Source organism: Salinivibrio sp. IB868, assembly GCF_001995655.1.
In the GTDB taxonomy this organism is placed as follows: Bacteria; Pseudomonadota; Gammaproteobacteria; order Enterobacterales; family Vibrionaceae; genus Salinivibrio; species Salinivibrio siamensis.
Map to the genome: position 1 here is coordinate 242,175 of NZ_MUEW01000001.1, position 12,857 is coordinate 255,031.

Sequence of the window (12,857 nt, forward strand, 5' to 3'; positions counted from 1 at the left end):
AGTCGCTTATGTGGCATGCCCTGTCTGTACACCTATCCGAACAACTCGGGATTGATTTCGAGATCACCGAAAAACACGCTATCAGTGGTGGCGATATCCATGATGCCTATTGCATTAGCGATGGCGGTGATCAGCGCTTTTTCGTCAAGGTAAACGAGCGTGCACTACTCCCCGCCTTTGAAGCCGAGGCGGAAGGGTTGCGTCAACTCGCGATGAGCGGCCATATTCATGTTCCTCGGGTGTATTTTATTGGCCCCGTGAAAGACAGTGCTGTCTTGGTGCTCAACTACCTGCCCATCAAACCGATAGATGACACGCAGGCTTATTTGTTGGGGCAACATTTAGCGCGTCATCATCGCTGGGGAGAGCAAGCAGAGTACGGCTTCGATGACGATAATTTCATCGGCACCACGGAGCAGAGAAACTGTTGGCACCGCAAATGGTGTCGTTTTTTTGCCGAACAACGCATTGGTTGGCAATTGCAATTGGCGGCTGAGCGCTCGCTGCATTTTGGCGACATCGATACCATTATCGAGAATGTTAAAGCCCAACTTGTCGGCCACACGCCCAAACCTTCGTTACTGCACGGGGATCTTTGGTCTGGCAATATGGGCCTGTCGGTCAATGGTCCGGTGGTGTTTGACCCTGCCTGTTATTGGGGCGATCGAGAAGCCGATATCGCGATGACAGAGCTCTTTGGTGGTTTTCCATCAAGCTTTTACAACGGCTATCAAGCCGAGTGGCCGTTAGATGAGGGTTATCAAAATCGAAAAGACATTTACAACCTTTATCACGTGCTTAACCATGTCAACTTATTCGGCGGGCCATACCTCACACAAGCAGAACAATTGCTGACAAAACTCACACTCACGGTGTAGGATGCGGTGCACACAAACTGAGAATGAGGTTGGCGATGTTATCTGCCGCAATATTTGATATGGACGGCCTGTTGGTTGACTCAGAGCCGTTTTGGCAACGTGCACAAATTGACGTCTTAAGCGAGCTGGGTGTTTCCATCAGTTTACAGGATACGCGTGACACCACAGGCGTTCGAATTGACGAGATAGTCAAATACTACGCACGCACTCAGCCCTGGCAAGGTTCCTCCAATGCGGATGTGCAGGCGCGAATCGTCGACCGTGTGGTTGAGTTAGTGAAAGACGAAAAGCCGATGATGCCAGGCGTTAAAGACGCGTTAGCAATTTGCCATCAAGCAGGACTAAAAGTGGGCTTGGCATCGTCGTCGCCACTCACGCTTATCCATCCTACTTTGGATGCATTGGGACTCAGTGATCAATTTGCCATCGTGGAGTCAGCCGGTGCACTTAAACACGGCAAACCTCACCCAGAGGTCTATCTTAACGCCGCCAATGCCTTGGGTGTGGAGCCCGATCACTGTGTAGCTTTTGAAGATTCATTTACTGGCCTACTTGCTGCCAAAGCGGCCTCGATGAAAACCATCGTCGTGCCAGCAGCCCATGAGTGGGAGGATCCTCGCTTTGTGATAGCCGACCAAAAGCTTGCGAGCCTTCGTGCATTTAGCGCAGATAATCTCGAATCGCTCTAGCCGTCGACATCATGATAGCAATATAAATGGCATTCACCGGCATCAAGGTGATATGCCATTTGTCGCGACGCATAGCCCAGTTTATCGATCATATTATCCCCTACGTTTATCCCCTCAGCATCCTCATCTATACTGATTTTGAGTACAGAGAATCAAAAAGAGGTGTGTAACCATGGATGATATGACTGACCGGATCGTAAATTGCCCGCACTGTGGTCATCGCTTTGATATCACATTGGATCTAAGTGGTGGCAACCAGGAGTTTTATGAAGACTGCCCAAACTGTTGCAATGCCATTCATTACGATATGCAGATTGATGAATCTCATCGAACCATTCATTTGTTTATTGATGCGGATGATGAGCAAATTTTCTAACCGTTAAGCGCGATGCCGCCGCAACGCGCCTGTTCTAAGGACTTTGCATCGCCGAGGGTGCGAAATTGATAGTGCTTTCGCTTTCCTTTCTCTTCCCCTAGCACGTATAATTGCGCGCGATTCCATTCCCCTTCCGTTCAATCACAAACTATTGAGGCCGACGTGCAGCAATACCATGATGAAGCAAGAGCCATTATTCGGCTCAGTGTGCCTGTTTTTATTGCCCAAATAGCTCAAACCTCAATGGGGTTTGTCGATACCGTAATGGCAGGTGGCTACAGTGCCACTGATATGGCTGCCGTGGCGGTTGCCTCAAGCATATGGATGCCCGCCATTTTATTTGGCATCGGCTTGTTAATGGCGATGGTCCCGGTGATTGCCCAGCTCAACGGGGCTGGCAAAGAAAACCAGATCCCCTTTCAATTTCAGCAAGGTGTATACATGGCACTGCTATTAAGCGTGCCGATTGGGCTCATCTTGTATAAAGCCGGCTTTATTATTGACTTGATGGATGTCGAAGCGGCACTCACACTTAAAACCATTGGTTACTTGCATGCGGTGATTTGGGCAGTGCCAGCCTTTTTGCTTTTTCAGGCGATTCGCAACCTATGCGAGGGGATGTCGTTGACCGTCCCAGCGATGGTGATTGGCTTTATCGGCCTAGCCGCCAATGTGCCGCTTAACTGGATGTTTGTCTACGGTAAGCTAGGGGCGCCAGAACTTGGCGGCGTGGGATGTGGCGTTGCCACCGCGCTGGTTTACTGGTTAATGGCGGGACTGATGGGCGTGTATGTCATGATCAGCAAAAAGCTCAGTGGCCTACACCTATTTGCAACGCTCTACACGCCGATTATTAAAGAGCAAATCCGCTTATTTAAACTCGGCTTCCCCGTGGCGGCCTCACTGTTCTTCGAGGTAACGCTGTTTGCGGCCATTGCTATTTTAATCGCCCCACTTGGGCCGATCACCGTGGCCGCGCACCAAGTGGCGATCAACTTCTCCACCATGATCTTTATGTTGCCGATGAGCCTTGGCGTAGCGGTCAGCATTCGTGTCGGCCACCTATTGGGCAAACGCACCACCGAAGGGGCGGCTAATTCCGCCAAAATCGGTATTTGGCTGGGTGTCAGCACCGCCGTGGTAACCGCCTTACTCACCGTGTGGCTACGCGACCCAATTATCGCCCTGTATTCTGATAATCCCGATGTCGCCACGCTGGCATCATCATTGATGTTATTAGCAGCTGTCTATCAGATCACCGATGCGATTCAAGTGGTTGCTGCCGGTGCTCTGCGTGGCTACAAAGACATGCGCGCCATTTTCCAGCGCACCCTGATCGCCTACTGGGGGCTGGGCTTGCCGCTCGGCTATGTGCTTGGCATGACAGACTGGCTGGTACCGGCCATGGGCGCGCACGGTTTTTGGGTTGGCATTATTATCGGTCTATCCAGTGCCGCGGTATTGTTGGGCCTACGCTTGCGCTGGATGCGCCAGCAATCTCCTGAGTTCCAACTGGCTATGGCAGAGCGGTAAGCGTCTTACATAGCCCCAGCAATACGGATAAACTAATATTACGCAGAGCGATCGCGGGTCAGATCGCTCGCGTAACATCAGGAAGTGAGTCTCGAAAGCCAAAGGATAAAAACGACATCATGCGCCGAATACAAACTGTAATACTCGTGATATCGTTAGCAGCACTAACAGGTTGCCAATCAGATGATCCGGCCAAGGATATGATGGCCGACTATTACCAGCGACTTGGCAATGTATTGGATGCACCCACCCCCGATTTCACTTCCCCCGAACTGCCAGCATTGCCACGTAAACGCGATCTGGTTCAGCCGCTTGATGAACTGCGAATGGGGGTGCTCGATGCCTATGAGCTTCGCCAGTGTGGTCTCTTCAACCTTATCGCGGAGCGCAATTCATCCTTGGGTAAAGTCGCGGATCGCTTTCGCCAACTTGACTACGAGCTCAAATTCATCGATACCGCGGCGCAGTGTTTGCCGCAAGTGAAGGATCCGAGCATTCAAGCTGAGCTGAAAAAGGCATTAACACTTAAACGCCAGCAACGGGAGAAAGTGATCTGGAATACGTTGATTGATAGTGACGCCTGGCGCAAACAACTCAGCTTACCCGCCTTTACACTTCCCATCGAACTGCCGGCCCACAGTAATGCGGTTAACACTATTGAGCAGTTTAGCCAATTGATACCCTCAACCCAAGCGCCCACAGAGCCTGTTACGACTTGGCAAGAAAGTATCGAGAAACAACCCATCTTAGGCGATTTGTTTGTGAGCTTGAGCTATCACACCGCGTGGCTTAACCAAACCAGTGAACTGATCGCTAATCATCAACAGACAGTGCGTTGCGGCGGTAATTTCGATACCACACGTTTAAAACGCCTACAGACCGTGTTTTATAAGTTTTATGTGGGTGATGTGCAGCCATACCTTGCTCGGGTAGACGGACTTTATCGTGATCTCGCCCCCGCGCTTTCGCGCCTCGCGAGCTTAAACACCCCAGATATATTTAACGATTATAAAAAAGCCTACTGGGAGGGAGAAGCATATCAGGCGTATAAAGCGGCGATTAAGCATCATGCTGATGTCTGGCAGCAATTGTTCCAGCGCTGTGAGGTTAAGCTTGGGCAATAAAGCACCAAAAATCAGTAAGTCAGTGCAATCGCTTAGCGATATAAGCAAGATGAATACTGAAAATACCGCCATATTGACGATCAAATCGCCAAACAGTCGTTTCTGCGCAAAAATATGCGCTTAAGCGCTTGCGTGACAAAGATGAACTCGCTACTATTCATCCCGCTTTCAAGCACTGTGCGTCCGTAGCTCAGCTGGTTAGAGTATCGCCTTGACATGGCGGGGGTCGGTGGTTCGAGTCCACTCGGACGCACCACTTTGCTTGAAACGAAAAATTATGCGTCTGTAACTCAGTTGGTTAGAGTGTCACCTTGACATGGTGGAAGTCGGTGGTTCGAGTCCACTCAGACGCACCACATTTTGAAATTCGCGTCCGTAGCTCAGTTGGTTAGAGTACCGCCTTGACATGGCGGGGGTCGGCAGTTCGAGTCTGCCCGGACGCACCATTTCCAGAGAGCCTGCTTAAAAGCAGGCTTTTTTGTTTTGCGCAAAGACCGCTATCTGTTCTTTAAAGCAAGATAGGCTCACGCCACGTCAGTAAACGATGCCATCAGTATCATGAAATAAAACGAGGCAGGCACAAACACCCACCCCATTTGTTCATGCTTGTTCGTTTTACGCTACGGCGCTATCGGCCGCTAACACAAACTTTTCAATCGCTTTGGCCACACCGTGCTCATCATTGCTCTCGGTAATGTAATCCGCGATTTGCTTGGTTGCTTCCATCGCATTCGCCATCGCAATACCAAGGCCTGCGTATTCCAACATTGCGTGGTCGTTTTCAGCATCGCCCATACAAATCACTTCATCGGGTTGAATGCCTAAATGCGCTGCAATGGCGGCTACCCCCGCCCCTTTATTGCTAGCAGGATTTAAAAACTCGAGGAAGAAAGGCGCACTTTGCACGACCGTAAATTCCTCGCGTAGCGCGGATGGTAACGCACTGATCACTTCGTTTAACTTGCTTGGCTCTGCCACCATCAACACTTTGATAATCGGATGATCATCGCTTAGGGTCTCGAAATCCATCACGGTAATATCTAGGCCGTTGATCTTGCCCTCAATCTCGGTATACGGATTCTGTGCTGGTGTAATCAAACCGTGCTCAGTACTAAATGCATGCACGAAGGCACCCAGTGCCTCGGCATGCTGAGCCAGCGCTTTGGCGGCTTTGCCGTCAAGCCCTTTTTGCAAGATAACTTCATCAGTACCTAGGTTTTTTACCATTGAGCCGTTGTAATACAGCACAAAGTCTTTATCCGATCCGATTCCCAGTTCGTCTAGCTTAGGCTGCATGCCCTCAAGCGGCCGACCAGACGCCAATACCACAGTCACGCCTTTCTCACGCGCGCGGGTAATGGCTTGTTTATTCTCAGCAGATATTGCTTTCTCGCTGTTTAACAAGGTGCCGTCCATATCTAGGGCGATTAATTTGTACATCGTTTACTCACTTCAACATCAAAATAAAATCAGAAACTGTCCCAGAACTGCAAAATAAACGCCGTGCCTACAACAACATATCGTCTTCAATCGCAATAAAGCGATCGACACTGTTCACCAAGGAATTAGCCGTTAGGGAAGGCACACCAAGCACTATCGCTTCAGTGTGATAGCGCGCGCGGATTTTGTTCATCAGCAAGTCAAAATCCCCGTCACCGGATAACAGCACCACGGTATCAACCTCGGGAGCTGTTTCCATCACATCAATGGCAATCCCCACATCCCAATCGCCTTTGGTGCTACCATCAGCGCGTTGAATATAGGGTTTTAGCTTGACGGTAAAGCCAATGTGGCGCAGGGCATCTTGAAATTTGATTTGCTGATCGTCATCGCGGCGAATGGCATAGGCATACGCGGTTACCACCTCACCCATATCATTGAGGGTTTGCCACAACTGGCGATAGTTAAACTGACGCCCGTAAGCTTGGCGTGTGGTGTAGTAGATATTTTGAACGTCGACAAAAACCGCGATTTTTTTCAAGTCAGGCTCACAGTCGGTGGGAGAATTGAAGCCAGAGAGGATACCACATCACACGACCGTGAAGACAATGACGAGCGTGGCCGCATGTAGCACAAACAAAAAAGCCGCTGACAACAGCGGCTCTCACGAGAAATATAAACGATTACTGACACTTAGCTGTTTGCTCTGCCTTTGTGAGCATGTCTTGCTGCTCTTTAATCGTTTCTCTCACTATTTTATCGAAAAACTTTCGCTTTTCTCTCGACGACGAGTGACGCACGAAGTCAGAGAAAGCGGTAGATTTTACCTTATTACGCTTATTCTGCATGGCTCCCTCCTTTCGTGATACCGACGATACGTTCAAGCGACTTTCGATTGTACTTTTTGCGCAATAGTGCGTCAATGTCACCGACGTTAAAGTGTGGTCTCTTGTTGACACCATCGACGTTTTTCTCAATAAAAGTGATATCAATCTGATCCCTAAACAGTTTCTTTAATTCACTCACCACACGTTGCGATTCTAGGAACTGATTAATGAAGACTTCACTGGGGACACGACGACCTTCAACACTTTCTCTCGCTTTCACTAAACGCCAAGCTTGCACTGGCTCTTGATATACAAAAACAATCATAACAAAGCGGCCTTTTTTCAAAGATCGCTCGATGTTATCTTTCGCTTTATCGAAACTGGAAAGCGTTGAATCAAGAATAAAGCTGACTCTTCGCTTCAAAGCGCGATCATGAATAGCTTCTACCAAGATTGTAGCTGGGCGCTGAAACAAGGGCGAGTTATAACCTTGATAATCTTCAAATGCCTTTCTTAACTCGTCGTTCTCTATGTGCACTAATGTCAGGTCGTGCTCATTCTTAAAAGCACGAACCATCGCTCTAGCCGTTTCCGTTTTACCTGCGCCTGGCGACCCTGCCATAAATACAGAAGCCGCTTCCTCCTCCTCGGGCAAATGATCAACAAGCTTTCTGGCAATCATTTTTTTCATTGCTTTCGCTTGCTTTATAGCTTTACCTGTAATTTGTTGATCATCCATTGAATTCGCCTTTAAACGAGCAAAGTCATCTAATCCTAGCACTTTAGTCGGGCACTAAGTCATCAACTCAATCCAACAATACTGCCCTCACCATCGAGGTCGAGATTCATAAACGCCGGTTTTTCCGGTAGGCCGGGCATGGTCATCACGTTGCCGCATAAGGCATAGATAAACCCAGCACCAGCGCACAGTTTTAACTCGCGGATCGGTACATCAAAGCCTTTGGGAGCACCTTTTATCGCACCATCGGTTGAAATAGACAGTGGCGTTTTCGCCAAACAGACTGCCAAACCGTCATACCCTTGCGCTTTAAATTGTTGCAGTTGCTGTTTCGCGGTCTCACTTAACGTCACGCTTCCCGCGCCATAACCAACTTCCGCAACCGCCATCAGTTTTTCTTCCAAGCTTTGCTGGGCATGATACAAGGGCGAGAATGATGCATTGGTTTCACATTGCGCGACCACTTGTTCCGCCAGTTTACGCGTACCCTCGCCACCTTGGGCAAAGCCTTCACTGATCGCTACTCTTACTTTGTTGGGCAGCGCTTCAATCATCGCCTTGAGTGTCGCTAGCTCAGCATCACTGTCTTGTGGAAAGCGGTTAATCGCCACTACCGCCGGCACACCATATTGAGTCACGTTATTGATATGCCACTTGAGGTTTTCAAACCCTGCTACCAATGCTTCATCATCATCCGCAAAGAGCGCGTCGGGCATAGACTGACCGGGCTGTAAGTTGTAGTGACCCGAGTTGGCTTTTAAGCCGCGCAATGTCGCCACAATCACCGCACAGTCTGGCGTTTTACCGGATGCTTGCGCTTTGATATTGCAGGCTTTTTCAAACCCCATGTCCGAGCCAAAACCGCCTTCCGTGACGGTATAATCGCCTAGCTTAAGCGCAATGTTATCGGCGATAATCGACGAATTGCCATGAGCAATATTGGCAAACGGACCAGCGTGAATCAGTGTAGGCACGCCTTCTAGGGTTTGCATCAAGGTGGGTTCAATCGCTTCTTTCATACTGACCGTCATCGCGCCGGCCACTTGCAAATCTTCGGTGGTGATCGGCTCACCGGTATGGCTATAAGCCAACACTATGCGGCCGATGCGCTGACGCAAATCGCGAAGATCGCTCGCCAACGCCAGAATCGCCATTAGCTCAGAGGCCGCCGAGATATCAAACCCGCCCTCACGCTCGTAGCCGTTGATGGTTTTACCCGGCTCGTTTTTACCCACAGTCACCATACGCAAGGCGCGATCGTTGTGATCCATCACCCGCTTCCACACCACGCGACTTGGGTCAATTTTTAACGCTTTTAAGCCACTGCGCGCTTCAAAATCGTCATAGCCTCGACGTTGCTCGTGATAAATTCGCGCATCAATGGCCGCAGCAGCCAAGTTGTGCGCCGCGGTCACCGCATGAATATCTCCCGTCAGGTGGAGGTTTAGCTCCTCCATCGGAGCCACTTGCGAATAACCACCGCCAGCTGCGCCACCTTTCACACCAAATACGGGCCCCATCGAAGGCTGACGAATACACGCCGTTACAGAATGATTCAGCTTGGCCAAGCCTTGCGCCAGACCAATGGTGGTGACGGTTTTGCCTTCACCCAAGGGCGTGGGAGTAATGGCGGTGACCAGTACTAACTTTCCGGTTGGGTTGGGCGCAAGACGCTTTAAGCAATCGAGAGAGATTTTGGCTTTATGGCTACCTTGCGTTTTAAACTCTGAGTCAAGGAGGCCAACTTGCTTGGCTATGGTGGAAATGGGGGCGAGTGTGGTGTTACGACAGATCTCGACATCAGGCAGCATGAAACCCTCTCAATAGCGCACAATATGTTCTAGGCAAACGTTTGCGTCAGCATAATACCGCTAAAATTGCTATTGTAAAGCGAAAGGACGCTTGCGGTAAGCGTCCTTTATGACTTTTTATCCCATGTGCCGAGAATAGTGATCATGCTATTGGCTTAGGCGACTTTAAATTGCCCCACCAAGGTATCGAGATCTTGACCCAGTGAGCTCAGCTCTTCCGCCGCGTGTGACGATGCCTCACTCGAGTTCAATAAGCTAGCGACAATGTCACGAATCGATACCAGATTACGATGAATATCTTCCGTGACCGTGGTTTGCTCTGACGCCGCACTGGCAATTTGCGAGGTCATATCGTTCACTTGCGAAAACGCCGCACTCACCGAGGTGATTCGCTCGCCAATTTGCGCTGAAATCGTTGCCATGCTTTGGCACTCTTGATCGCTGTCGGCAATGGTTTTCACGGCACTATCCACATGCACGTGTAGACCATCAAGCATGTCACGGATCTCATGGGTACTGGTTTGAGTGCGACTGGCCAAGGTGCGCACTTCATCGGCCACCACCGCAAAGCCTCTCCCCTGCTCACCCGCGCGAGCGGCTTCAATCGCCGCGTTCAGCGCCAATAGATTGGTTTGCTCAGCAATCTCACCAATCACGGACAGTACCGAGGTAATTTTATCCGACTGAGCTTTAAGTTGATCCACCTGCCCGCTCGACTCGCTCATTTTCGCTACCAACTTCTCGACCGATGCCTCTGATTCACGCACTTGCGCCTGAGCATTTTGCGCATCTTGGGTGGCAGAGGTGGCGGCATCAGCCACCTGTGTCGTGTTTTGTGCCACTTCTTGCGCAGCAGAGCTCATCTCTGTCACCGCGGTGACCACTTGCTCGGTCTCGTTATCATGGGTTTGTAGTTTTTCAGCCACTGCGGATGTTTGCTGAGCCATATCACAGGCGGTGCTGTTTACTTGCGCCGTGACTTGCGCGACGCGCTGAATGGTGTGCTGCAGCTTCTCTACAAAGCGATTAAAGGCATGACCGAGTTGGGCGATTTCATCATAGCCATGTACGTGCAAACGCTGAGTGAGATCGCCCTCACCGCTAGCAATATCATTAAGCTTATCAAGCATGTTTTTCACCGGCTCACCAATACGCTGCGCAAACCAGCTCACCAGCAACACCGTGATAATCACTGTGCTTATCCCCAACAGGGTTAAACGGAAAATTTGTGCATCCAGGGTTTGCTCTGCGTCGGTGCGATAGGCAGCAACCTCTTGCTCAATGTCATCGGTGTAGGCGCCAGTGCCTAATAGCCATTGACCATTATTCACCATTACCGCATAGCCTATTTTATCAATCAGCGCATCGGTACCCGGCTTATCAAACATAAAATTAAAGTAGCCATCGCCACGGTGTGCCGCCTCGAGTAACCCTTGAATCACCTTATTGCCTTTAGGATCGGTAAAATCAATCAGGTTTTTTCCTTCAAGCGCCGGTTTAACAGGGTGAAACACATTGATCCCCTGTTTGTTGTAAATAAAAAAGTAACCCGTCTCGCCAAACTGCACATCAGTAAGCGCCGTTTTCACCTCAGCCAAGCGAGCCTCACTGGTGCCTGGGTTAAGACGCTTAACGATGTTCTCCGCTACCTGAGTCACTTCTTTGAGTTGTTTTTTACGCTCGTTGACCAACTTCTCCCGAAACGTGGCAATGTTTTCTTCTATTAACGCCTGTTCGTTATAGGCCGTGACCGCACTCATAATCAGCATTGAGGCGATCAGTGGCACGATGGCAAGTAGCAGTATTTTCGTTTTAAACATCAGCTTCATTGGCAATTACCCTACAGACTAACTTTGTAAGCAAATGCTACTACTTAACTAGACAGTCAAAAATATAAACTGCTGTTTTATTTGATCTAAACGCGATTTCACCCCCGAGGCTGTGACCCGGGTTGGAATGTCATGTAAATGGAAAGGTCTTTGCCATATCGTGGTGTGGATTTGGCTCGTTAACTCGCATCTTTGTGAGCGCGAGCAACTCGTCCCACCAAACCATTCCGCTGTTCGTCGCGTATTCTTAGGAGGATTCAGGAGGTGGCTATGAAAAATCGTAAAGTGCCGCATGGTAAGTTTTCTCGCTTTGGTGCACTGGCTTCGTTGGCGGGGCGTGTGGCGTCGAATGTGGCGTGGGAAGGTACCAAACAGTTTGCCCAGGGCAATCGGCCGAGTCGTAAGGATTTGGTGATGTCGCCGGCCAATATTGCCCACGTGGCGGACAAACTGGCGGACTTACGTGGAGCGGCGATGAAGGTCGGTCAATTGTTGTCAATGGATGCGGGGGATTTGATTCCGCCAGAGCTCAGCGATCTGCTCGCCCGTTTGCGTAATAATGCCACTCCCATGCCACCGGCGCAGCTCAAAGCGGTGCTTAATGAAGAGCTGGGCGACAATTGGCAGGCTGAGTTCACCCACTTTCGTTTTTCGCCCATCGCGTCAGCGTCGATAGGCCAAGTGCACGAGGCCTATACCGATGCCGGTGAAAAAGTAGCGGTAAAGGTGCAATACCCGCGCATCAAAGACAGCATTGATAGCGATGTGGATAATGTGATCACCCTACTGCGCTTAAGTGGCCTGATCCCCAAAGAAGCGAATTACCAAGCCTTACTCGATGAAGCCAAGCAACAACTACATGATGAAGCCGATTACGGCAAAGAGGCACAAGCATTGACTCGGTTTGGCGACCATTTGAAAAATGCCAACGGTTTGGTGGTGCCAAGGGTTCACTCAGCCCTTACCTCAGATCGCATTCTCACCATGAGCTATATGGCAGGAGAGCCGATTGAGCAACTCAACAAGGCTTCAGAGACGATTCGTCACCGCGTGATCAGTCGTTTATTCCAGTTGCTGTTTGAGGAAGTCTTTGTGTTTGGCGAGGTCCAAACCGATCCTAACTTTGCCAACTATTTGTATCAGCCCGATACCGGACGCGTCGTGTTGCTCGATTTTGGCGCCACCCGTCAGTATGCCCCGACGTTTACCGATGGCTATCGCAAACTATTTTTAGCGGCGATTGAAAAAGACAACGCAGGGATTGAGGTGGCACTAACCCAAATTGGCTTTTTTGCCGAGCACATCTTGCCAGAGCAAAAAGCCAGTGTGCTGGAGCTTGTGAACACGGCTTGTGAACCGATTGCGACGGATGCGCCATTTAACTTTGGCGACGCCGATTTGGCAACGCGTTTACGTAACCGTGGGATGGCGCTGAGTATGGAACAAGGCTATTGGCACACGCCACCGGCGGATGCACTGTTTTTACATCGTAAAATTGCGGGGTTATATTTGCTGGCGGCCAAGTTAAACGTGAGCTTTAATGTCCGCCAGTTGTTATTGCCCTATTTAATCCACTCGCATACGGATAATCCGGTCGAAGCGTAAACAGCC

Annotated in this window: 11 protein-coding genes and 3 tRNA genes; 9 read left to right on the forward strand and 5 right to left on the reverse strand. The window is 49.9% G+C overall.

Annotation, left to right across the window (positions count from 1 at the left end):
- The first annotated feature begins 8 nt into the window (after positions 1 to 8).
- The 8 genes from BZG20_RS01020 (at position 9) to BZG20_RS01055 (ending at position 5,046) form a co-directional block, all read left to right on the forward strand.
- Positions 9 to 878 (forward strand): fructosamine kinase family protein, encoded by an 870-nt coding sequence (locus BZG20_RS01020; protein WP_046073268.1) that lies wholly within the window; start codon positions 9 to 11, stop codon positions 876 to 878.
- A 35-nt stretch (positions 879 to 913) separates the two neighbouring features.
- On the forward strand, positions 914 to 1,567 hold the full coding sequence (hxpB, locus tag BZG20_RS01025; RefSeq protein ID WP_077577829.1) for a hexitol phosphatase HxpB: 654 nt from the start codon (positions 914 to 916) through the stop codon (positions 1,565 to 1,567).
- 172 nt (positions 1,568 to 1,739) lie between these two features.
- Positions 1,740 to 1,943 (forward strand): CPXCG motif-containing cysteine-rich protein, encoded by a 204-nt coding sequence (locus tag BZG20_RS01030; RefSeq protein WP_046073270.1) that lies wholly within the window; start codon positions 1,740 to 1,742, stop codon positions 1,941 to 1,943.
- Between the two features lie 162 nt (positions 1,944 to 2,105).
- The gene (locus BZG20_RS01035; protein ID WP_046073271.1) at positions 2,106 to 3,476 is read left to right on the forward strand and encodes an MATE family efflux transporter; all 1,371 of its coding nucleotides are present in this window, start codon (positions 2,106 to 2,108) and stop codon (positions 3,474 to 3,476) included.
- Positions 3,477 to 3,595: 119 nt separating this feature from the next.
- Complete coding sequence (locus BZG20_RS01040; RefSeq protein ID WP_077577830.1) at positions 3,596 to 4,600, forward strand: DUF3080 domain-containing protein; 1,005 nt, start codon at positions 3,596 to 3,598, stop codon at positions 4,598 to 4,600.
- A gap of 179 nt (positions 4,601 to 4,779) precedes the next feature.
- Positions 4,780 to 4,856 (forward strand) — tRNA-Val (locus BZG20_RS01045).
- A gap of 23 nt (positions 4,857 to 4,879) precedes the next feature.
- Positions 4,880 to 4,956, forward strand: a tRNA-Val gene (locus BZG20_RS01050).
- Positions 4,957 to 4,969: 13 nt separating this feature from the next.
- Positions 4,970 to 5,046 (forward strand) — tRNA-Val (locus BZG20_RS01055).
- 169 nt (positions 5,047 to 5,215) lie between these two features.
- Here BZG20_RS01055 and BZG20_RS01060 read toward each other — a convergent pair.
- From BZG20_RS01060 to BZG20_RS01080, 5 genes are all read right to left on the reverse strand, one after another.
- Positions 5,216 to 6,040 carry a Cof-type HAD-IIB family hydrolase gene (locus BZG20_RS01060; protein ID WP_077577831.1) on the reverse strand — a complete coding sequence of 275 codons (825 nt, stop codon included), beginning with the start codon at positions 6,038 to 6,040 and terminating at the stop codon, positions 5,216 to 5,218.
- Between the two features lie 67 nt (positions 6,041 to 6,107).
- The gene (locus tag BZG20_RS01065; RefSeq protein WP_046073274.1) at positions 6,108 to 6,581 is read right to left on the reverse strand and encodes an NYN domain-containing protein; all 474 of its coding nucleotides are present in this window, start codon (positions 6,579 to 6,581) and stop codon (positions 6,108 to 6,110) included.
- 296 nt (positions 6,582 to 6,877) lie between these two features.
- Positions 6,878 to 7,606 (reverse strand): zeta toxin family protein, encoded by a 729-nt coding sequence (locus tag BZG20_RS01070; protein WP_077577832.1) that lies wholly within the window; start codon positions 7,604 to 7,606, stop codon positions 6,878 to 6,880.
- Positions 7,607 to 7,668: 62 nt separating this feature from the next.
- Complete coding sequence (locus BZG20_RS01075) at positions 7,669 to 9,417, reverse strand: formate--tetrahydrofolate ligase (RefSeq protein ID WP_077577833.1); 1,749 nt, start codon at positions 9,415 to 9,417, stop codon at positions 7,669 to 7,671.
- 155 nt (positions 9,418 to 9,572) lie between these two features.
- On the reverse strand, positions 9,573 to 11,237 hold the full coding sequence (locus BZG20_RS01080) for a methyl-accepting chemotaxis protein (RefSeq protein WP_198531443.1): 1,665 nt from the start codon (positions 11,235 to 11,237) through the stop codon (positions 9,573 to 9,575).
- A gap of 273 nt (positions 11,238 to 11,510) precedes the next feature.
- Here BZG20_RS01080 and BZG20_RS01085 point away from each other — a divergent pair, with 273 nt between their 5' ends.
- Positions 11,511 to 12,851 carry an AarF/ABC1/UbiB kinase family protein gene (locus BZG20_RS01085; protein ID WP_197075720.1) on the forward strand — a complete coding sequence of 447 codons (1,341 nt, stop codon included), beginning with the start codon at positions 11,511 to 11,513 and terminating at the stop codon, positions 12,849 to 12,851.
- Positions 12,852 to 12,857: the final 6 nt, after the last annotated feature.